Source organism: Niabella agricola (assembly GCF_021538615.1).
Classification (GTDB): Bacteria; Bacteroidota; Bacteroidia; order Chitinophagales; family Chitinophagaceae; genus Niabella; species Niabella agricola.
Map to the genome: position 1 here is coordinate 4,738,161 of NZ_JAJHIZ010000003.1, position 20,705 is coordinate 4,758,865.

General features: G+C 48.7%; 20 protein-coding genes. 9 read left to right on the top strand and 11 right to left on the bottom strand.

All coding sequences use genetic code 11. From position 1 onward, the window contains the following. Nucleotides 1-219 precede the first annotated feature (219 nt). The gene (locus LL912_RS24955; protein ID WP_235556352.1) at nt 220-1,254 is read right to left on the bottom strand and encodes a hypothetical protein; all 1,035 of its coding nucleotides are present in this window, start codon (nt 1,252-1,254) and stop codon (nt 220-222) included. Nucleotides 1,255-1,325: 71 nt separating this feature from the next. Here LL912_RS24955 and LL912_RS24960 point away from each other — a divergent pair, with 71 nt between their 5' ends. From LL912_RS24960 to LL912_RS24970, 3 genes are all read left to right on the top strand, one after another. Beyond that, the gene (locus LL912_RS24960; protein WP_235556353.1) at nt 1,326-1,928 is read left to right on the top strand and encodes a hypothetical protein; all 603 of its coding nucleotides are present in this window, start codon (nt 1,326-1,328) and stop codon (nt 1,926-1,928) included. A 37-nt stretch (nt 1,929-1,965) separates the two neighbouring features. Next, a complete protein-coding gene (locus tag LL912_RS24965; RefSeq protein ID WP_235556354.1) occupies nt 1,966-2,241 on the top strand; it encodes a helix-hairpin-helix domain-containing protein in 276 nt (91 codons plus the stop codon). 277 nt (nt 2,242-2,518) lie between these two features. Then, complete coding sequence (locus tag LL912_RS24970; RefSeq protein ID WP_235556355.1) at nt 2,519-3,166, top strand: hypothetical protein; 648 nt, start codon at nt 2,519-2,521, stop codon at nt 3,164-3,166. A 39-nt stretch (nt 3,167-3,205) separates the two neighbouring features. Here the strand turns inward: LL912_RS24970 and LL912_RS24975 are convergent, their stop codons facing one another. The 8 genes from LL912_RS24975 to LL912_RS25010 all read right to left on the bottom strand — a co-directional run bounded on the left by LL912_RS24975 (nt 3,206) and on the right by LL912_RS25010 (nt 14,667). After that, nucleotides 3,206-3,610: a DUF3574 domain-containing protein gene (locus tag LL912_RS24975; RefSeq protein WP_235556356.1), complete on the bottom strand. Its 405-nt coding sequence runs from the start codon at nt 3,608-3,610 to the stop codon at nt 3,206-3,208. A 174-nt stretch (nt 3,611-3,784) separates the two neighbouring features. Then, a complete protein-coding gene (locus LL912_RS24980) occupies nt 3,785-5,368 on the bottom strand; it encodes an alpha-L-arabinofuranosidase C-terminal domain-containing protein (protein WP_235556357.1) in 1,584 nt (527 codons plus the stop codon). A 69-nt stretch (nt 5,369-5,437) separates the two neighbouring features. Continuing rightward, on the bottom strand, nt 5,438-7,051 hold the full coding sequence (locus tag LL912_RS24985) for an alpha-L-arabinofuranosidase C-terminal domain-containing protein (RefSeq protein ID WP_235556358.1): 1,614 nt from the start codon (nt 7,049-7,051) through the stop codon (nt 5,438-5,440). Between the two features lie 33 nt (nt 7,052-7,084). Further along, the gene (locus tag LL912_RS24990; RefSeq protein WP_235556359.1) at nt 7,085-8,719 is read right to left on the bottom strand and encodes a RagB/SusD family nutrient uptake outer membrane protein; all 1,635 of its coding nucleotides are present in this window, start codon (nt 8,717-8,719) and stop codon (nt 7,085-7,087) included. Nucleotides 8,720-8,776: 57 nt separating this feature from the next. Next, nucleotides 8,777-11,716: a SusC/RagA family TonB-linked outer membrane protein gene (locus LL912_RS24995; RefSeq protein ID WP_235556545.1), complete on the bottom strand. Its 2,940-nt coding sequence runs from the start codon at nt 11,714-11,716 to the stop codon at nt 8,777-8,779. Next, on the bottom strand, nt 11,692-11,853 hold the full coding sequence (locus LL912_RS25000; protein ID WP_235556360.1) for a hypothetical protein: 162 nt from the start codon (nt 11,851-11,853) through the stop codon (nt 11,692-11,694). Before LL912_RS25000 ends, LL912_RS24995 begins: the two co-directional genes overlap by 25 nt. Before the next feature lie 74 nt (nt 11,854-11,927). Continuing rightward, complete coding sequence (locus LL912_RS25005; protein WP_235556361.1) at nt 11,928-13,181, bottom strand: MFS transporter; 1,254 nt, start codon at nt 13,179-13,181, stop codon at nt 11,928-11,930. Continuing rightward, entirely contained in the window at nt 13,174-14,667 is a 1,494-nt protein-coding gene (locus LL912_RS25010) for an FAD-dependent oxidoreductase (protein ID WP_235556362.1), read from the bottom strand. The genes LL912_RS25005 and LL912_RS25010 overlap by 8 nt, the downstream gene beginning before the upstream one ends. A gap of 243 nt (nt 14,668-14,910) precedes the next feature. Here LL912_RS25010 and LL912_RS25015 point away from each other — a divergent pair, with 243 nt between their 5' ends. From LL912_RS25015 to LL912_RS25040, 6 genes are all read left to right on the top strand, one after another. Further along, nucleotides 14,911-15,927 carry a LacI family DNA-binding transcriptional regulator gene (locus tag LL912_RS25015; protein ID WP_235556363.1) on the top strand — a complete coding sequence of 339 codons (1,017 nt, stop codon included), beginning with the start codon at nt 14,911-14,913 and terminating at the stop codon, nt 15,925-15,927. Between the two features lie 278 nt (nt 15,928-16,205). Beyond that, nucleotides 16,206-16,883 carry a DUF2625 domain-containing protein gene (locus tag LL912_RS25020; RefSeq protein ID WP_235556364.1) on the top strand — a complete coding sequence of 226 codons (678 nt, stop codon included), beginning with the start codon at nt 16,206-16,208 and terminating at the stop codon, nt 16,881-16,883. A 138-nt stretch (nt 16,884-17,021) separates the two neighbouring features. Further along, a complete protein-coding gene (locus LL912_RS25025; RefSeq protein ID WP_235556365.1) occupies nt 17,022-17,624 on the top strand; it encodes a TetR/AcrR family transcriptional regulator in 603 nt (200 codons plus the stop codon). A gap of 8 nt (nt 17,625-17,632) precedes the next feature. Then, nucleotides 17,633-17,860, top strand: a complete 228-nt coding sequence (locus tag LL912_RS25030) for a hypothetical protein (RefSeq protein ID WP_235556366.1) — start codon at nt 17,633-17,635, stop codon at nt 17,858-17,860. A gap of 32 nt (nt 17,861-17,892) precedes the next feature. Then, nucleotides 17,893-18,447, top strand: coding sequence for an MFS transporter (locus LL912_RS25035; protein WP_235556367.1), 555 nt, complete (start codon nt 17,893-17,895; stop codon nt 18,445-18,447). Further along, nucleotides 18,414-19,160 carry an MFS transporter gene (locus tag LL912_RS25040; protein ID WP_235556368.1) on the top strand — a complete coding sequence of 249 codons (747 nt, stop codon included), beginning with the start codon at nt 18,414-18,416 and terminating at the stop codon, nt 19,158-19,160. Before LL912_RS25035 ends, LL912_RS25040 begins: the two co-directional genes overlap by 34 nt. A gap of 248 nt (nt 19,161-19,408) precedes the next feature. Here the strand turns inward: LL912_RS25040 and LL912_RS25045 are convergent, their stop codons facing one another. Both LL912_RS25045 and LL912_RS25050 read right to left on the bottom strand, forming a co-directional pair. Further along, nucleotides 19,409-19,942 carry an outer membrane beta-barrel protein gene (locus tag LL912_RS25045; protein WP_235556369.1) on the bottom strand — a complete coding sequence of 178 codons (534 nt, stop codon included), beginning with the start codon at nt 19,940-19,942 and terminating at the stop codon, nt 19,409-19,411. Nucleotides 19,943-19,986: 44 nt separating this feature from the next. Further along, nucleotides 19,987-20,667 (bottom strand): hypothetical protein, encoded by a 681-nt coding sequence (locus LL912_RS25050; protein WP_235556370.1) that lies wholly within the window; start codon nt 20,665-20,667, stop codon nt 19,987-19,989. Between the last annotated feature and the right edge of the window lie 38 nt (nt 20,668-20,705).

Sequence of the window (20,705 nt, forward strand, 5' to 3'; positions counted from 1 at the left end):
TTTTTTAGGTAAGCTTTTTGCGGCTGATCTGGAACTCAGCTTTTTCATAGTTAATGGTGAATATATGAAAAAAACGGTATATAACAGTGCTGTTTTTTTCTTTATGGCATGTTATCGCTATATTCCATGGATTGGGGCAATACTATGTTTCACCAGCGTTGCCGGAGGCGGCAAGTGTTATATGTTTTGATCTATTATTATGGAATGCAGCAACGCATATCAGGGATAAAACGTATAAGTTAACTCCAGTACCCGGTCTTCAAAATAATCTGCCGCTTTAGCGGATGCCGATTTGCGCTGGATGGACTTTAAAAAACCTTTGCTGTCATAGGTCATGATTAACGCACTTACGATCTGGCCGCCCCATTGATTTTCCATTTGTACCAGGTTCTGATGTTTGTCGTAACGGTATTGTTCGTTGCGGGGATCCGGCCGGTGCGGATTTTCCCGTATCCCTGTCAGTAATCCTTTTTCGTAGCTATAGAATTCGTCCGGTGTTTTTTTTTCATCGCAGTTGCTATGTATGAAACGTATTGTTGGACGCTCATCTTTGTAATAATAGGTTTGACGGCCGCTGCAGGTATCATCAGCCTGGTACTTTTTTTTGAAATCGAAGTGTTCGGTTTGTTCCTCGGCGGTAAAACCGTTCTCTATATAATAGCGATAGTGCCGGGAGGTAAAATTATGTTCTGCAATCAGCTTTTCATAATACAGGTCATCCGGAACGTTGCCTTTTAAAAAGGCCGTATAGGTTCCGGGGATGGTTTCGTAATTCATGATGCTGCTTTTTTGAGACCGGCCCGGCAGATCTGCATCCAGCGTAAAATTCCGGACTACGGCGTGCTTCCCGTTTTCGTTGTAAACATATTTTTTAACCCGCACCAGCCCGTCGTGATAATCGATTTGGGCGATGTAGTCTGTATTGCCGGACGCTGTATAGCCATAAATCGTATAAAATACCGTATCGGCTTTTATATCCTCACGTTGAAAGGTTATAAAATGGACTGTTCGCCCGTTTGGGTCAAAAGCGTAATGATAATCGCGTCCTGTCTTTTCCCTGTCGCGCAACACCACGGTATTGACTTTTTTTGCTTTTATAAATTCCGGGTTAAACGTGAAAACGGTTTTGGAAAAATAGCCCTCTTCCTCAAAAGGCGTTACCTTGTAAAATGGCGGCGCTTGAGCAATACCGGAGCAAACGGTCAGGATAAAAATGCTGGTTAAGAAAAGGTGGTTTATGCGTAGGTACTTCATGCAGCAAAAATAGTGAATAGTTTTTCGCTATTTTATGAAAGCTGTTTATATTAGCAGTGTAAACAATACTTATGAGGGCATTAATTTTCTTATTCTTTATTGGGTGCTTCACACTGATCGCATGTAATCATCACCGGGTACAGCAACAGCCGGTGGTGAACATACCAAAGGCCCTGGAAGATCATAGCGCTTCTCATAAACTGGTTTCAAAAAGAGGCCCTGATGAACTGGTGGAAAGCCTCTACAGTGAACTTGCCGAGCATGACGCCGGGTTGAAACAACTGGAGGCCGCATTGGATGCGTTGGATCAGAGTAAAGAAGAAGCTGCCGGGTCATTTCAACAGTTTGATGCGAAAAGCCAGTCGTATTATAAGGCAGCGGATCAGCATATGAATACGATCAGCGATTCCCTTTTAAAAGATAAGATCAGAAAGCTGGTGGAGGAGCACCTTGCAAAATACAAGGCAATCACAGAAAAGCACCAGGAGCTGTTGAAGGCGATTGATGTAAAGACCACGAAGCTGGCGGACCTTCACACGGTATTAAAAGTGGTGAAAACCCTTCCGGTGATCGAAACGTATCAGAAGGACAACCGGCCCGGAACAGCGTCGCTTGAAAGTTATAGCAAAAAGCAGGATGGCGCGATTGAAGATATAAATAAAATGACGCATTAATAATGACTGGTGGCTAGACTTTTAGAACAAAATCCCAATGGAAAAAGTATTTATTATAAAAGAGCTAATGCAAATACCAGGAGTCGGCAAATCGATCGCTACCTATCTGTACAACATCGGGATACGCCGCATTGAAGATTTAAAAGGCCGGGATCCGGAGCAGCTTTACAATGCATCGAACCACTTTGTTGGCTGCGTGCAGGACCGGTGCCTGCTATATGTGTTCCGGTGTGCGGTTTGTTTTGCAGACACCCCTCCGCATATGCGGGAGGCGGATAAACTGAAATGGTGGAACTGGAAGAATGGAAAGTGATGCCTGTTATTGCTCAATATCGGTATTAGGTGTAATATGGAGTGCATCCCATTTTTCGGATTGTTTTAACGCAACGTGCACAAAGAATCCGCAAAGCCCGCAATGAAGGGATGCGCTATTGAATGACTTTGCGCCCCTTGCGTGGTCTTAGCGGACCTTGCGGTTGAAATCAAACTGCAAAAGCAGCTTATAGAAAAGGTGATACATCCTTGTTTTCCGATATCATTTGGAAGTTGATGGGGAAGTGGTAATTTTACCAAAACAGTACATCGTTTTTATGAAACATCCCTACCTGATCCTGGCCATCATCTTGATGATTACCTTGCTGCTGATCTTTGACCGGCTGGAGTTGAGGACCCGGCGCATGCGGGATAGGGCAGAGAAAGGAGAACCCTCTGACGGGATGTTGCCTAAAGATAAAGTAGCCAATGATAAACTGATCGTTGTGGAGGGGGGGCATGAAGACCTCATAAAACGAATCATCCGGGATTTTTGCGGGTGGCACAACCGGGAAATGCTGCAAGTGATACCCGTGGTGACAAAAATAACGGATCAGCAGTTTGCGATAATCTTTCCGTATGATGTTTCGTTTGACATCTTTTGCTCTTTTATAAATTATCTGAATTATCCCAAAGGATATGGCCGGCGCTTTTATGCCATAGGCTGGACCACCACCCGGCTAACGGATATGTGGATAACAGCAGAAAGCGCCGGTAAACAGGTATTCTTGTTTGTTTCGGATGCTGATCGGGAATATGATTATGTTTTTATGACTACCATTGATCAGCTGGGGTATCAACTTAACTTTTCAATAGAAAAAGCGCAGCTGTTGGAGCATACTGCTAAAACCTATCACATGCCTCCGTTTACTACCGGTGATCTGGCGGGCAGTGAAACGGTTGCGGTTTCGTTTAGTGAAAACTGATCCAGGTATGGGGTGTTGGACGGGGTGTGCGGCGCTTGTTTAATTGGTATTCTTTTTTGTGTTCAGCCGGTATCGGATCTTTGTATCCACCCGCAGCACGGCCTGCTGGTGGAAGCGGCGGATATACGCCTGTGTGATCTGATTGAGCTGTCCGTTCCTTTTGGCACTGCGTTTACCAATTACGGTGATCCGTTTTGTGTCTTCGGCGATCGTTTCCCGGCTTTCGGTATCCATCCATTTACCTTGTGCATCGGATTCGGTATATCCTTCGGGGAAGGCCGGTGTAATGATGCTATCGCTGAATGCTTTCCATTGTTGCTCCGTTACCTGGCCGCCACCGGGAATATTCCGTCCGAAGTAAAGATCCGTCTGTTGCATAGTCACGCAACCGGTGATGGTTGTACCGGCGAATGCAATAAGAAGTATTTGTTTGATTAGGATCATCTTTGCTAAGGCATGTTCCACTATGCCTTAGCAAATTTAGCGCTTAAAAAGGTATGAGCTAATTGATTAATGGGTTTAGGCGTAGTTGGCGGGACCATGGCGATTGGTGGGACAAGGATGTTATAGCTGATTTGTCGCACAAGTCACCCTTGTCATGACATGAGCCGGTTAATTTTACTTCTTCTCCAGCTTCAGCAGCATCACCGCACAGGGAAGCAACCTTGTCGTATAAGCACCTTTCCTTCTGTTTATCAGCCGGGTTTTAGGAACCAGTACATCCCGGTTCTCCGGACTATTGAAAGCGTTGATGTTGGTCTGTTGCAGCTCCCACACTTCAACGGCACGGTAACCTGCGGGAAGGACCACTGCTACTTCACGGCTGCTGTTGAAGGAGCGATTGACCAGTGATACATATACAGTTTCTTCTGTGGATTGCACGGCTGCTGCATCGATATAGGCAAGCTGCTCACTGTCCATCTGTACTTCCTTGCAATCGCCGTCAATCGTTGGTGCTGCTGCTGCACCGGTGATGCCCGGTCCGTTTACGGTTACATCCAGCTTTGTACCAGTCATCCATTGGCGGTATTGCTTAAAGAGATAGAACAGCGGGGTTTTTAACGCATCGTCGGTGCCAATCGTACGGATTAACCCATGCCCGTTTACCGGGAAAATATAGTTGGCCATGCCTACCACAGGGCTTTGGCGGATGAATACATTGAGCATGCCCGCAGCTACCGCTGCATCAAACTGGCGGCGGGGCGACTGGCGGGTGAATTTGTATTCGTTGTTTTGTAAAACGGAATGCCGGTTGTTCCACTCATCAATGGATAAGCGTATGGGGTTGTTGGTCCTGTCTTTATTATAATTGGCCAGCAGGTTGCCCAGCGAGCGCAGGTGTGCTTCCATCTTTGCCGGGGCAAAAAGCGTGTGGTCCGGGTTCTGAATGCTGCCATCCTTTAATTTGCTTACCACATAATAATGCTGGGTAAGGAAGTCGATGTCTTTCCCGCTTTTTTCCAGTACGGTTCTGTTCCAGTCCAGTGTATGACCTACACCCAGCAGCCGCAGTCCGGGATATTTATTGCGGATGGTGCTAGCCCACAGCGCCAGCCGGCTGCCATATTCGGCCGCTGTTTCTACATTGTGGCGCCCCCAGGGTCCATAGTTTTCATTACCGATACCCCAGTACTGTACATTATAAGGTGCTTTATGCCCATAAGCCGCACGCAGCCGTCCGCCATTGGTGGTGTCTGCACTACCGTTTACATATTCGATCCAGTCCAGGGCCTCCCACAATGTGCCGCCGTACAGCGGATGATTGGCCATATTGAAGTTGATATAAGCTGCGGTGTTTACATCTTTACACCAGTTCAGGAATTCATCGGTGCCGAACTGGTAGTTCTCCGTTCCCTTCCAGGCATAGGTGTTCACCACGGGGCGCAGTTGGCGCGGACCAATTCCTTCGCGCCAGCGGTATTCATGAATAACGGTGCCCCCGGGCCAGCGCATAACGGGAATGTCCAGCTCTTTTAACAGTTTTGTGATATGCGGTTGTACATTGCCGTTGCCGTCCGTGACGCCGCCATAGATCACGCTATCGTTTACATTTTCCAGCATCTGACCGTAGATCATCGGGTCGATCGGTATGCGTTGCTCCGGAATGGTGACCGTTACCCGGGTTGTTTGTGCGATTACCGTTACAACGCCGCTCATCCATATTAGTAAGGCGATGCATACCGCCGTTTTTGTTTTTTGCATGATTCGTTTCTTTACAATTTATTCGCTATTGGTTTCTTTCTGTTTTTCTTCAGAAAGCAAAAACCGATGTTATTCTGCTACCAGCTGCAACAGGGCAAAGGCGCAGGGAAGCAGCCGGACGCTGATGCCGGTGCCTTTTTGTTTTACCGTTCTGGTCCGGGGCACCACTTCAAAGCGCTTGCCGGGCTCGTTAGATGCATTAATATTTCTATGCGCCAGTTCCCAGATACCTACGGCCTTATAACCGGAAGGAACGGTAATGATGGCTTCCTGGGTGTTATCCGCCGAACGGTTCACCAGCGCGATATGGATCTGCCCTTCTTTATTCAGGACTGCGGTTGCATCTACAAAAGTCAATGGTGCATCGGGCAGGGTTACTTCATCACAATCGCCCGTAATGTTAAACGGAGTTGTTTTTGCATCAATACCCGGACCTTTTAAAGTTACATCTATTTTATGCCCGGTCATTTTTTCGCGGTATTGTTTAAAAAGGTAGTAAAGCGGCGTACGAAATGCATCATCGGTACCAACCGTACGTATCAAACCATGCGCATTCACCGGGAAGATGTAGTTGGCCATACCTACCACCGGACTTTGCCGTATGAACACGTTCAGCATACCGGCGGCTACCGTTACATCAAATTGTTTTCTTACCGATTGGCGGGAAAACTGGTAACTGTTGCCGTTGTATACGCCATGCCGGTCATTCCATTCATCTACCGAAAGCCGGATAGGGTGCTGCGTACGTTGCAGCGTTCGATTCATTTCAGTCAGCTGTGCACTCAACAGCTTTAAATGAGCTTCCATTTTTGCCGGTGCAAACAAGGTGGCGGCCGGATCCTGTAATCGTCCGTCTTTTACTTTGGCATTTACATAATAGTGCTGTGTTAAAAAATCGATATAAGGCCCGGCGCGTTCCAGTACGGTATGGTTCCAGCCGGAAGTGTGTCCTACACCGAGCAGGCTCAGATCGGGGAACTGCGCTTTGATGGTAGATGCCCAAAGGCGGAGCCGCTCTGCGTACACGGTATCCGGATCCTGTACCCGTGCCGCCCGGCCAGGGAGGTAATTTTCATTACCGATGCCCCAGTACTTTACACCATAAGGATCTTTATGCCCATGGTATGCGCGCAATTTCCCCATATCGGAATCCTCCGGACCGTTTACATACCCGATCCATTCCAGTGCTTCCCGGAGGGTACTGCCATAAAGCGGATGCGTACCCATATTGAGATTGATATAAGGAGTGGTACCGATCTTCCGGCACCATTGCAGGAACTCGTCGGTACCGAACTGGTAGTTTTCTTTTCCCTGCCAGGCAAGGGTAGACACCACGGGCCGTAATGAACGGGGCCCGATCCCGTTGCGCCAATGGTATTCATAAACAACGGTTCCGCCGGGCCACCGGAGCACCGGCACCTGCAGATCTTTTAATAGGGGAATGACCTGCTTTTGCTCGTTCCCCTGCATGTCCGTAACGCCGCCATAGATCATGCTGTCGTTCACATTTTCCAGCATTTGTCCGTAGATCATCGGATCTACCGGGGCCGGATTTTGTGGTATGGTAATCGTGACTGATGTTTTTTCCTGCCCGTGACCGGATAGCTGTGCCGCTGTAAAAAGTAGCACCAGCAGCGGCCTCCGGAAAAGTAAGCACAAGATTGTTTTATGGATTCCTTGCATGATCTGATAAGTATAATGGCAGCATAAATAAAATTAATACCCGGGATTCTGCGTGAGTTTTTTGTTGGTCTGTATTTCAATATCCGGTATGGGCCATAGATAATTGGCCGGATTGATGAACGTACGTACCTGTATTACCCGCATTTTATCCTTATCCGGCACATTGGTATAATCCGGTGTGCCGTTGGCATCAATGGCCGGAGCCGCCGACAGGAACCCCCTGGGATTGCGGCCATAGCAAGGACCGTTCAGCACACGATCGGCGATTTTCCAGCGGATGATGTCGAAATAACGCAATCCTTCTCCTGCCAGTTCCACCTTGCGTTCCTTGCGAATGATCGAGCGCAGTTCAGCAGTGTTTTTACCTGTAGTGATATCCGGCATGCCCGCCCGTTTACGGATCTTGTTGATGGCCGTGTAGATCGATTCATCGGTTTGCCCGGCTTCTATTTTTGCCTCTGCGTAATTGAGCAGCACTTCTGCATAACGGATGATGATCGGGTTGATCTCGGACCTGGTAGCATGCGCTTCGGTCGGGTCTGCATATTTCCGCCAGCAATAGCCGGAAAAACTGGCGAAGGTATGGGTGGCATCCAGGTTATCGACCCGTACCGCCGGCGATACATTGTAGTTCCAGCATTTCAGGCTGTCTTTATGCGTTTCAAACTGGTAGCCGTAGTACACCGAACCGGGCAGGGCAATGGTCTTGGCCAGCCGCGGATCCCGGTTGTCGAATGGATGTGCGGGATCATATTTGGGTGATTTATCGATCGGCAAGCCATCTGTACAATCATAAGCGTCAACCAGGGTCTGCACCGGTATGCGGTTGCAGAAGCCGCTGGCCATGCGTGAACGGAAGGAGACCGGCGTTTCGTGAAAGATATCGTTATAGTTAAACTGTATAGCCCAGATGATCTCTTTGGAGGTTTTGCCTGCGCGCAGCGCGATCGTGGCGTAGTCGGCATTTAATACAAATTCTGTTCCTTCCAGGGCCATCACTTTTTGGGCCGCTTCAATCGCATCTGTCCAACGCTCATTGTACAGGGCTACGCGGGATGCCAGTGCCCAGGCCGCTCCGGAAGATACATTCATGGTATTGGGCTGGTTGGTGGCCGGAAGCAATGCCGCGGCTTCTTTAAACTCTGTAAGGATAAAATCCACAACGTCCTTCTTTGCCGAGCGCCCGATATATGCCTCCTCCAGGCTTAGTGTTTTGGTCGCCAACGGTACATCACCATACAGCTGGGAAAGAATGCTGTAACAATAAGCCCGCAGGAACCGTGCCGTGCCGGTTACTTTTGCTTTTGACTGATCCGTAGCCCCCACTACACGGTCGATATGATCCAGCAGGAAATTACAACGGGAGATCACGGTATACATCGTGTTCCAGATGGTATTTACATCGCCGGCGGTGGGTGTGCCCCAGGAGGCATTGGGGGTAACATCGCGGTTGGCGGCAATGTCGGAATACATTTCAAACCAGATGGCGTATGGGTTTTCGCCAAACCGTAAATTCAACGGACTAAAACATCCCACCAGTGCCGCCTGCATTTCAGACTCTGTGGCCGGGAAGGTTTCTGTAGACGGGGCATCCAGGGGAAGCCGGTCCAGCTGCCGGGTGCAGGCCGTTATCAGGAGGATGATATATAAAAAACAAATCTTTTTCATCTGTATCATTTTAATTTTTTAATAGCTGCCGGTTGCTTCATTTGAAGCATGCGGCTATCAGAATTTAAGATTGATGCCCAGGTTATAGGTTTTTACCTGTGGATAGTAGGCCCCGTTACTGGCTGCATCTATTTCCGGATCCCAGCCGGGCCAGAATTTATCGGCGGTAAACAGGTTCTCTCCGGAAAGGTAGATCCGCAGCTGGCTGATGCCGGCTTTCTGCAACAGCTGTTTGGGGATCATATAACCCAGCTGTACATTTTTTATCCGCAGGTAAGCAGCGCTTTTCATCCAGAAATCGGAGAGTTGGGTATTATTGGTTTCGCCAAATGCAAATCTTGGAAAGATCGCATTGGGATCGGGATTGTCTTTGGTCCAGCGGTTTTTCTGGTATTCGTATGCCGTACCTCCTGCCAGGAAGGGCGTGATGGCATTACCGGTGAGGTAACCATCCCGCTTGCCCACCCCTTGCAGAAAGATCGAAAAGTCGATGCCTTTATAATCTGCATTCAGGTTGAGACTATATGTAAATCGGGGAATGGTGCTGCCCAGTACCTGGCGGTCGTTGCCATTAATGATGCCATCTGCTACCACATCCGTATAGCGGATATCGCCGGGCCCCAGCTTGCCAAACTGTTGTGCATACAGGTATTTTCCATTGGCATCAAAATCGGCTGAAGACAACAGTCCCATCGATTTTAACAGGTACAGTGAGTTAATGGAATAGCCTTCGCGGTTTACGATGGTTCCGGTTTGCTGGATGCCTTTAATGTCGAGTATTTTATTCTTTACATCCGATAAGGTAAAAGTGGCCCCGTATTTAAATGCATGCGCGGAGTTGGAATAGTTCAGCTGGAAGTCCCAGCCTTTGTTTTCCACCACACCTGCATTCTGGAAGGGCGCCGCCACACCCATGGTTTTGGGGATGCTAAGCTCCAGCAGGATGCCGTTTGTCTTTTTGTAATAATAGTCAAAAGATACGGACAGGTTACGGAAGAGGCGGGCATCCAGGCCGATATTGCTCATCTCCGTGGTTTCCCAGGAAATATTGGTATTGGCCAGGTTCAGGATCGCAGCACCATTCTGGATCTGTCCGTTCGAAATATATTTGGGATCGAGGGATACAGTGGGCGCGAAGGGATAGTTGTTCCCGATCTCCTGGTTGCCCAGTCTTCCCCAGGAGGCTCTTAATTTGAGTTCACTTAATACGTCTCGGGTGGCAGCCATAAACGGTTCTTCAGAAATACGCCAGCCTGCGGAGAAGGAGGGGAAGGTACCCCATTTGTTGCCGGCAGCAAAACGAGAGGACCCATCATACCGGAGGTTGGCCTCCAGCAGATACCGGTTGTCATAGGCATAATTGATCCTGCCGAAATAGGAGATCAGTGCCCATTCTGTGGCGTACCCGCCGTTCTTCATATTGGCAGAAGAACCACCGGAAAGCACGGGATAATCAGGAAATAAAAAGTTATCGCGGAATGCGCTGAAGCCGCTGTTGGAACCGGTATAATACTGGTAACCGGCCAGTGCACCCAGGGAATGTTTGCCGATATTTTTGGAGAAGGTCAGCGTGGCTTCCAGCTGGTTGGTTTTATCCTGCGCCGTGCTTTGATCCATCGTGTTTACGCCGGGAACGGTAAAACGCAATGTGCCGTTGGGATCATAGGTCTTTACCATATTTACAAAGGAACGCACATTGGGCTGCGAATACGTGGGTGCAAAGCTGATCTTACCGGTTAAGAACTCAAAGGGTTTATAGCTTAAGGAAAAATTGCCGGATATGGGATAGCTGGTCTCCCGCCAGAAGCCACCGTTGCGGATAATGGCAACGGGGTTCACCCCATTCTGTCCTTCTGCCCATTGCCCGTTCGAATATTTCACCGCTTGTATAGCCGGCAGTTTGTTCATCAGTGCGAAGATCAATGCCGTACCCGTGGTGCTGCCCAATGCAGCGCCGGAGCCCCCGGGAAACTGGGATACCGATTTGCGGTCGTTGTTCACCAGGAATACATCAAAAGATCCGCTGAGCTTTGGAGAGATCTGCACGTTGGTATTTAACCGGGCATAGTAACGCCGGAAGCTGACGTCGTCGATCAGTCCGCCCTGGTTCAGGTAACCAAAGCTGCCGAAGAACTGTACCCGTTCGGTACCACCGGAAAGTGCAATGACATGATTGGTCTGTATACCGCTGCCGGAAAGTACTTCCTTTTGCCAGTCGGTATCGGGATACAGATCCGGCTTGCTGTCTTTATTGGCTTTGTAATTATTAAAGTATTCTTCGGAATACAGCGGACTAAGCCCCACATTGGTATGTGCTTCATTGATCAGCAGCATATGGTCCAGTCCGTTTACCATTTCGGGCCGGTCGGTAGCGCTTTGTTTACCTACATACCCGTCATAGGAAAATGAAAATTTTCCTTTCTTTCCTCTTTTGGTGGTGATGAGGATCACACCGTTGGCAGCACGCGATCCGTAGATGGCAGCTGAAGCGGCGTCTTTTAATACGGAGATCGATTCAATGGAAGATACATCCACTGCATTCATCGACATCACAATACCATCAACGAGTACCAGTGGATTGGAATTGTTGAGCGTACCGATACCGCGGATGCGGATGGTGCCGCCGTCTACACCGGGCTGACCGGTACTTTGTGTTACGGTAACACCCGGTGCCACGCCCTGCAGGGCCATGGAAGTTTGTCCTACCTGGCGTTTGGCCATATCTTCACCGGAAACGGCCGATACCGCACCCGTAAGGTTCACCTTCCTGGTGGTGCCGTAACCAATCACCACCACTTCTTCCATCCCCTTGGTGTCCGGCTCCAGGCTAAGGTTCAGTGCGGTGCGGCCATCCAGCGACTGCTCCTGTGTAAGATAGCCGATGGCAGAAATAATAAGTACGGCATCGGGAGCGGTTTCCAGCCGGAAATTTCCCTGCTCGTCGGTGGTGGTGCCCTGGAGCGGGTTGTTCTTTACCGTAACAGATACCCCTTGCAGCGGGCGCCCGCAGCGGCAGTAACGTTTCCGCTCACTGCTTTTTTTTGCTGGGCGTTTGCTGCCAGTGAAGTGAAAAGGAATGCCAGTAAGCAGCCCAGTATCGGGCTCCGGGCATGATGCAGGATCTTTTTTATCATATGGACATAATTTTGGTGATCAATGTTAATGTTGCAATCGTTAGACCTGTAAGGCTAAAAGACCTTACAGCTTTTTATAATTTGATGATCTGGCCCAGTTTGCCTATCAGCAGTTGTACGCCAAAAAAAGTGAGCAGGTACATCAGTCCTACCGCAATAAAAACCGGTGTGTACGAAACGTTCTGAACCGTCCACCCGATCGCAAATTGCGTAAGGATCGATGCGCATCCGCCCAGTGTGCCACCCAGCCCGGTAAGGGTTCCCTGTACCGATTTTGGAAAGACTTCTGCAGGAATGGTAATATTTCCCCATAACCCATGCCCGAACATCACGCCGGTAATCGCCAGTATGGCAATAGTCAGGCTGTGCGATGTAAACAGCAGCACACAGCAAAGAGGGATCAGCAGGGAGGCCGTCAGCATCACGGTTTTGCGGGAACGGTTCAATGACCAGCCGTTGTTGATGAGCCGTCGCGGAATGATGCCCCCGGCAATGGTGCCAATGGCCAGTGCCAGGTAGGGGATCCAGGCAAAATAACCCACCAGGTTCAGCGTCATGCCCTGTTCTTCCTGTAAATACTTCGGAATCCAGAAGATCAGGAAATAGGTGCAGGGATCAATAAAGATGCGCGCTACAAAACAACCCCAGGATTGCCGCATGCGCAACAACTGACCAATGCTGATCTTTTTTTTCGTGGCTTCCGGTTCTGCATCGCTTTCGATGTATGCCAGCTCCTGTGTTGAGATGCGCGGATGCGTTTGCGGCGTGTAATAATATTTCCACCAGCAATACACCCATATAAAACCAATAAGACCGGTTACTACAAAAGCCGACTGCCAGCCCCAGGCGATGGTAATAAAACTTACCAGCGGAGCGGCTACCGCGGCACCGGCCGATGAACCCGCGTTCAGCAGCCCGATGGCCAGTGCACGCTCTTTTAAAGGGAACCATTCTGCCGCCGCTTTTACCCCGGCGGGAAAGTTGCCGCTTTCCGCCGCGCCAAGTAAAAAACGGGCGCCACAAAACTGTGCCACGGTTTTTGCAAAGCCGTGCAATACATTGGCCACGGACCAGCTGCCGGCAAACCAAAGCAGGCTTTTACGGGTACCCCATTTGTCTACCAGCCGGCCGCTGATGGCATACATAATGGTATAACTGAGCAAGAAGGAAGAGGTGATATAGGAATAGTCGATATCCGACAGCCGCAGCTCCTTCTGGATGGAAGGAGCCAGTACCGACAATACCTGGCGGTCAAGATAATTGAGTGCTGATACAAAGAACAGCAATGCGCCGATGCCCCACCTTAAGTTCCCGTTGCTTTTATCCATGTTCAATATCTTTAAAAGGATTAAAATGACTTGCCGTGGCGCCGGAGCCTTCGCCCTTATTAAGGACCAGGCCTGGATCCGCATCCATGGTATCATCCATACCGATCAGGTATTGTCCCTGTTCGATCAGCGCCGCCCTTAAGGCGTTTGTATCCACCTGCCGGCTGGTTAGTTTTGCTTTAACCATCGCGGCTGCCGCCACACCGGCACCCTGGCCAATACCCATGCAGGTAGCCATCACCCGTGCAGAGCCAAAGGCGGTATGCGTAGCTGAAATACTCCGGCCGGCCACCAGCACATTGTCGAGACCGGTTGGTAATAAACTCCGGTAGGGGATCTCATAAACAGCTTTTCCGGATCCAGTAAAGATCTGTTGTTCGCCTTCCGGCGGATGAATATCGATGGCAAAAGTACCACAGGCAATGCCATCTTCAAAGGCCCGGTTGGAAAGCACATCCTGTTCGGTAAGTTTGTAATCGCCTTTGATATGTCTTGTTTCCCGCACGCCTACCTGCACACCGGTATCAAGGATATAGGATTGTTCAAATCCGCCGACATGTTTTTTTAAAAAATTGTGGATCTGCCAGGCCTGGGACCGGGTCTCTATTTCAGCCCGGGTAAGATCTGCCGCATTGGTGCCGTCGATACCCTGCAGTCTTGTCGCATTCACGGCGATCTGGCCTTCCATCGGTAATTGATAAAATAAGATCCTTGGAGCGGCATCTTTAGGAAACTCACCGCTTTCCATGCCTTTTTTTACCAGTTCCTTCAACCCCAGGAAGGCTATCGCTTCGCTGGAATCGATCTCGTCATCGGTGGGGGCGTCTTTCAGGAGATCGCGGTTTTGCTTCATCCAGCTCCTGAGCGCCGCCATGTTAATGCCGCCGATGCGGTAGAATAATGTTACCGGCTGCATGGCGCCGTCCTCTTCACGGCCTTTTACAAAGGGGGCTCCGGCCATGGCGGCAACATCTGCATCGGCAGAACAGTCGATGATCACCTGCGGGCAAATAGCCTGGCGGCCTGATTTGTTTTCAATAATCACTGCGGTTACGTTGCCGTTTTCTTTTTGTACGCCAACCGCCCAGGTGTGCAACAGCAATTCCACACCGGCCTCAAGCGCCATCTGGAATAAAAGATATTTCATTCCCTCCGGGTCAAAGGGGGTCATGGAGGCATTGTCAAAAGTGAGATCGGTAATGTGTCCTTGTGAGGATTTTAGTGCTACCAGGCGGTTCACCAGTTCGCCCGCAATACCGCGGATCACCTGTTTGCCTTTTACATCATGGAATGTAAACATCGGGTTTACCATGGCAATAGTCAGGTTACCGCCCAGGAAACCATAACGTTCCAGCAGCATAACCTTGGCACCATTTCTTGCAGCGGCAATGGCGGCGCCAATGCCTGCAGGACCCGCACCCACCACGAGCACTTCCGGACGGGCATACACCGGCAGCTCCCGTTTTTCTTCTTCGATAGAGTTCATATGACAAATAATTTTCTGCTAATCTATTGCCCCGTTCCGGATAAAACAATGAATGGCCCGGCAAATTTCGCGGGAACATTCCCGCAACCGTTCCCGCAATTCCGTATCTTTAAAGAGGATGCGGAGATTTTGTTTTTAACGATCAAAATACTTGTTTTGTTGGATGCTGCTCATTTACAGGATTACTGCATATGCAATTTGGGCGGCACCACTGGTGCGGTGGTAACATATAAAAAATGAACGATGAAAAATCATCAGGTAACGATTGTTGATATTGCCCGGGAGCTGGGCATTTCCAAATCTACGGTTTCCCGTGCGCTGACGAACAGTACAAACATCCTTCCGGAAACGAGGGAGGCCGTCTTGAAAAAGGCAAAGGAGCTGGATTACCAGCCCAACATGCTGGCACTGGGGCTCATCCGCAACGAGTCGCGCACGCTGGGAGTGGTAATACCGGATATTCAAAAGCCCTTTTTTGCAGCCATTGTAAGCGGCATCCAGCACACGGTAAGCAGGATCGGGTACCGGATCGTGATTGCGCAATCGGACGAATCGCCGCTGGAAGAGAAGGAAAATATAAAGGCCTTGATGCTAAGCCGGGTGGATGGCTTTATTGTTTGTCATACCCGAGATACAAAAGACTTTGAGCACATCAAGCTCCTGCATGGCAAAGGCTATCCATTGGTTTCCTTTGCCCGGATCTGCCCGGAACTGCCCATACCAAAAGTGGTGGAAGATGATTTTAACGGGCTTTATACCACCACACAGCACCTGATCGAGCAAGGGAAAAAAAGGATCGCGCTATTGGCCGGTCCGCGGCAATTGCTGGCCAGTAAACTGCGGGTTAACGGATATAAGGTGGCCTTGCAGCAGCACGGTATTCCGTTTGATAAGGAACTGGTGGTGCATACAAAGTTCCTGCACGACCAGGTGGCGGCGGCACTGGAGCGCTGGCTCAGCCTGGAGAACCCGCCGGACGGCATTTGCACCATATACGATGCCGGCGCAGTAAAGCTGATCGAATTGCTGAAACGGAAAGGAATAAAGATCCCCCAGGAAATGGCTGTGGCCGGTTTTGGGGATGACCCGGCGGCATCGATCATTGAACCGGGGTTGACTTCCTATGCACAAAAACCCTATGAAATCGGCGTGATCGCGGGAAAATATATGCTGGACCTGCTGAACAAAAAATACCCGGTGCATCATTCGGATATGACCATTTGTAAAGGAGCTTTAGTGGTAAGAGGCAGCAGCAGGTAGAAGTGTACTGTTTTATTGAGGCGATATTATGGACCCGGTTGCATCACTTCTATAAGCCTGTTGGCGTCGCACATTTGTGCAGCAGTGCTAACCCCGGCATCGGATATAATGTTTCTTTTTTTTTCAAAAGAATAAATAAACTATTTTAGTGCCGGCACCAAACACAAACAGTAATCCAATAATATCATATACACTTATGGTAAAACACATAATGTCATACGCCTTCCGTGGCTCGCAATACTAGTGCTCCTCCCATTAACAACAATCGCTCAAAAAATATGAAACCAATTAAAGAATTGATCAATACCTCCGATCCTGTCTGGCCCCTGGTGCAGGACTGGATTAAAAATGCAAAAAACAAAGTGGCGGTTTTACCGGCGGATATAGCCCAGGCAAAGGACGCATTGCTGAAACTGCAGGTGACCACCCGGTCGCCAATGGGTGCCCTTGTTTATGAGACCGGTGGCTTGCTGATCGACGATGGCTGGATCCGGATCCTGGGATCGGGCAACGAAAAGCTAGATCGCAGCCTGTCCGGCTGGAATAAAGGAAAGTCCTTTAAGGATTACGGGGAACCACCCGCATTTTTACTGATCGCCGATGATGCCATTGGTGGATTTTTCCTGTTGAACGGCGGGGCGCTGGGTAAAGATGCTGGTAAAATATATTATTTCTCTCCAGACAACCTGGAGTATGAACCATTGGGTATCGGCTATACCGATTTCCTGCATTTTTGTTTTAACAGCGACCTTGAGAAATTTTATCAGGGAAACCGGTGGACCGGCTGGCGAAGGGAGGTAGCGAAGCTGAGTGGCGACAACGTGTTTAATTTTTATCCGTTCCTGTGGACAAAAGAGGGGAGGGATATCAACAAGAACTCAAGAAAGATCATTTCGATAGAGGAACAGTACCAGCTGAACATTGATTTCCGGAAACAATTGAAACTTGATCAATAGGACGGCTAACTATTCCAAGGTATATAGCGCCTAAAATTCTTAGGAAGAAGATCAACATAAGGTATTTACTGTGATCATTGAAATAAAAATGAATGAACGCTCACTTATTAATTTTGTTTTCCTATTTTTGCTCCCGTAATGAGGGGACGCGATTTAAATAAGGAACGCCTGGTGCGGGATACCGCCATTCAAATGCTGGTAGAACAGGGGCTCCAGGGCTTTAGCATGAACAAACTGGCCAGCGCCTGTAGTATATCGGTGGCAACACTCTACATCTATTACAAGGATAAGGACGATCTGATCCGGAAACTGGGAGCTGATATAGGCAGCCGGCATATGGATGCGCTGTTAAACGGGTTTTCACCGGATATGCGGTTCCGCGAGGGGATCCGGAAACAGTGGGAAAACCGATCACAGTTTTATCTGAAGTACCCGCTGGAGGCGATGTGTGCCGAAATCATCCGCTACTCACCTTACGGTGAATGCATGGATAAAAAAAAGCTCCGAGCCTTTAAAGATGCCATGAGTGCTTTTGTTCAAAACGCTATCGACAGGGGCGAGTTGAAACCCATGCCGGTGGAAGCTTTTTGGAGTATTGTATATGGCCCGCTCTATACATTGCTGCGTTTTCACAGCCAGGGCAGCTCCTTGGCTGGAAGAAAATTTGTATTTACAAAAGAGCTGATGCTTCAGACGCTGGAAATCGTATTGGATGCATTGAGCCCAGCAACCGGAAAATAATAAAGCCTATGTACAGCGATGGCAGTAACATACTTATTTTCAAAACCAATATTAAGACCTTCCGCAGCAAAAACCGTGTGCAACGGTTGCTCGAAAGCAAGGGAGGTATTTTGGCTTTTAATGTAGATCAGCAGGATACAGATTGTGTGCTTCGCGTGGTAGCGCCTGGCATAGCGGCAACAGAGATTATAGCGCTGATACAGGAGGCTGGCTTTGAATGTGCTGAGTTGGACTAAGACCTGTCCGTTCATAATAAAAAATAAAACAAATGCAACAACATGCAGCGGAGTTAGTGCCGCTTTCAGGTTACCAGAAACTGGTTATTTTTATTCTGGCGATGACGCAATTTACCGTTGTGCTCGACTTTATGGTGATGTCGCCCATGGGTGATATTTTAATGAAGTCGATGAGGCTCACTACTTCCCAGTTTGGCGTTGCGGTTTCTTCTTATGCGTTCAGTGCAGGGCTTTCGGGGCTGCTGGCGGCAGGTTATGCAGACCGGTTCGATCGGAAGAAAATCTTCCTGTTTTTTTACACGGGGTTTATTGCAGGTACTTTTTTATGTGGTATGGCCACCTCTTACCCCATGCTGATTGCAGCACGCATCATAACCGGGCTTTTTGGCGGAGTGATCGGCTCTATTTCCATGGCCATCATTACCGATATTTTTATGCTGCAGCAAAGAGGACGAGTGATGGGATTTGTGCAAATGGGATTTGGCGCCAGTCAGGTATTGGGCATCCCGTTGGATTGTTCCTGGCCAACAGCTGGGGCTGGCACAGTGCTTTTTTGTGGATTGCAGGTATGGCCGTACTCATTCTAGCACTTATTGCATGGAAGTTAAAACCCATTAATAAGCATCTGGCTTTGCAGCATGAGCATTCGGCGTTCAGGCATTTATGGAATACGTTTTCAAAAAGACAATACCGGATCGGTTTTGGTACCACGGCGTTGTTGTCCATTGGCGGGTTTATGATGATGCCTTTCGGCAGCGCCTTTGCTATAAATAATCAGGGTGTGACGGAGCACCAGCTGCCGTTGCTTTTTATGATCTCCGGTGTCAGCTCCCTGCTGATCATGCCATTTATTGGAAAACTCAGCGACAGGAAAGATAAGTTTAGCATTTTTGCGACAGCTACTGTTGGCATGATGTTGATTGTGGTGGTGTACACGAATCTGGGGGTGATTCCTTTTTGGTTGGTGGTGCTTATCAATATCCTGATGATGGCAGGTATATTGGGCCGGATGACGCCATCAACCGCGCTGATAACGGCCGTGCCTGAAATGCAGGACAGGGGCGCTTTTATGAGCATCAATGCTTCCCTCCAACAGCTGGCAGGCGGTATCGCCGCTGCTGTTGCAGGAATGATCGTGGTGCAGAAAACAAAAACCAGCCCCCTTGAACATTACAATTTTGTAGGTTATGTAGTGGTTGCCATTTCCTTGCTGGCCATTTGGATGATGTTTCGGCTAAGCAATATGATCAAGCAACGGATGCTGAAGCAGCAGCCTGGGGCGATGGCTCCCAGAATATAACAACTACCTGCCGGGATATAAACTGCTTATAATAGACTGGTATCAATTTTTATTAAAATGTTTACCAATCAAAAGGTTTGTGGAGACACAAACCTTTGCCTGCGCACCGGACAGTGTCCTCACTGTCCAGCCGGGGAATTGATAAAAATAATTTAGATACCATTATGATAAGCCGGATGATGCAAACAGTATTAGAAACGGAAAGTGATCTCGTAAACCAAATGCCTCATTAGCATCCGACCGCCCTTTTAAAAGATATACGCCAGTTTTAATCCCAAATTGTGCTCATTCACATTCGCAGGACGGTCTTTTTTATCAAACCGGGAGCGGCCAACCTTTATTGCTACATCAACATGTTTGGCAAATTCATACCCCAGGGAAAAATAATAGGTAAAACCACCCGGCACCTTTTCCCCGTTATTGCGGTAATGCACATCCGTAGCAAAGGTGTAACCCATGGCATCCTGTCCGTACAAATTTTTGATAAGGGGCAGCGGATATTTGATCACCGCCAGTACCGGGATGGCGTTATAGGTGACCGTGCCTGTGGGGATGAGGGGAGTGGTACTGGAAAATTTCAAAAAGCCGGTGTTTAAACCCAGGCCCAGCCGCTCTTTTACCCATACTTCACCCTGTACAGAACCGCCGATGCCCCAAAAGCCCGGGTTGTGGTTAAAGGAGTGGAGTATTTCCGGACCAACATTGACTTTTACCGTTTGCGAGGTTGCTCCATAAACGAGGCCCAGAACGATGATCAGTATACAAAAAAAGCGTATATGCATATGATTTATTTTAAATAGCATGATCAATAAAGGTACAATCCGTTTTACTGTGGCAGCTCCCGCGAACCTCTTTTTCGCGCAGTATAATACATCAGGTATTCTCCCAGCTTTCTTTGCTTGCCGGATTCTTTTTCAAAAACGGCGGATAACTCCGGGTCGTTTTTTAGCAGCTCGTTTAATCGCCCTTTTGTCAATTCGGTGATGTTGCCGGTTCTCAGGTCCAGTAAATTACCCCGTATGTACAACGAAGGGTTTGCGCCTCCGTACATTGTACCGTAGGGACCTGCGACTAAGGGAGCGCCGGCGGGTGCTGTCGCACCTAAATCTTCAAAATAGCTGATGGTATCCAATATCAGTAATTTGGCGAAGCGGGCATTGGGACCAACAGGACCTTCAGAAAATAGCGGGAAAGCGTCCTTTTTATAGGAGCGTGACCAAATATAGATATACTTGCCATCGCAAAAACCGAATACCGGGCCGATCTTACGGCCTTCTTTCTTTCTGATTTCCAGTTCATAAAGACGCTGTACCCGTTTATCAAAAAGAGAGGGCTTGGAGTCTTCCGAAAAGATCTGATAGGTAAGCGGCAGCGAAGGATTGTTGTTTTTGAATTCTTCAAAACTCCGGTATATCCCCCGCTCGTAACTTGTTGGCTCCAGGATGGGGTATTGCGCATTTGTGACCGTTGCAATGAACAACAGCCATATGGTCCATTCTTTTCTCATAAGGATTTATGTTGTAAGGCAAAGATAACAGGAACTTT

Bases quoted from the DNA above. Each gene is read 5' to 3' on its own strand.
- LL912_RS24955 (WP_235556352.1), bottom strand. From the start codon at position 1,254: ATGAAGTACCTACGCATAAACCACCTTTTCTTAACCAGCATTTTTATC.
- LL912_RS24960 (WP_235556353.1), top strand. From the start codon at position 1,326: ATGAGGGCATTAATTTTCTTATTCTTTATTGGGTGCTTCACACTGATC.
- LL912_RS24965 (WP_235556354.1), top strand. From the start codon at position 1,966: ATGGAAAAAGTATTTATTATAAAAGAGCTAATGCAAATACCAGGAGTC.
- LL912_RS24970 (WP_235556355.1), top strand. From the start codon at position 2,519: ATGAAACATCCCTACCTGATCCTGGCCATCATCTTGATGATTACCTTG.
- LL912_RS24975 (WP_235556356.1), bottom strand. From the start codon at position 3,610: ATGATCCTAATCAAACAAATACTTCTTATTGCATTCGCCGGTACAACC.
- LL912_RS24980 (WP_235556357.1), bottom strand. From the start codon at position 5,368: ATGCAAAAAACAAAAACGGCGGTATGCATCGCCTTACTAATATGGATG.
- LL912_RS24985 (WP_235556358.1), bottom strand. From the start codon at position 7,051: ATGCAAGGAATCCATAAAACAATCTTGTGCTTACTTTTCCGGAGGCCG.
- LL912_RS24990 (WP_235556359.1), bottom strand. From the start codon at position 8,719: ATGAAAAAGATTTGTTTTTTATATATCATCCTCCTGATAACGGCCTGC.
- LL912_RS25000 (WP_235556360.1), bottom strand. From the start codon at position 11,853: ATGATAAAAAAGATCCTGCATCATGCCCGGAGCCCGATACTGGGCTGC.
- LL912_RS25005 (WP_235556361.1), bottom strand. From the start codon at position 13,181: ATGGATAAAAGCAACGGGAACTTAAGGTGGGGCATCGGCGCATTGCTG.
- LL912_RS25010 (WP_235556362.1), bottom strand. From the start codon at position 14,667: ATGAACTCTATCGAAGAAGAAAAACGGGAGCTGCCGGTGTATGCCCGT.
- LL912_RS25015 (WP_235556363.1), top strand. From the start codon at position 14,911: ATGAAAAATCATCAGGTAACGATTGTTGATATTGCCCGGGAGCTGGGC.
- LL912_RS25020 (WP_235556364.1), top strand. From the start codon at position 16,206: ATGAAACCAATTAAAGAATTGATCAATACCTCCGATCCTGTCTGGCCC.
- LL912_RS25025 (WP_235556365.1), top strand. From the start codon at position 17,022: ATGAGGGGACGCGATTTAAATAAGGAACGCCTGGTGCGGGATACCGCC.
- LL912_RS25030 (WP_235556366.1), top strand. From the start codon at position 17,633: ATGTACAGCGATGGCAGTAACATACTTATTTTCAAAACCAATATTAAG.
- LL912_RS25035 (WP_235556367.1), top strand. From the start codon at position 17,893: ATGCAACAACATGCAGCGGAGTTAGTGCCGCTTTCAGGTTACCAGAAA.
- LL912_RS25045 (WP_235556369.1), bottom strand. From the start codon at position 19,942: ATGCATATACGCTTTTTTTGTATACTGATCATCGTTCTGGGCCTCGTT.
- LL912_RS25050 (WP_235556370.1), bottom strand. From the start codon at position 20,667: ATGAGAAAAGAATGGACCATATGGCTGTTGTTCATTGCAACGGTCACA.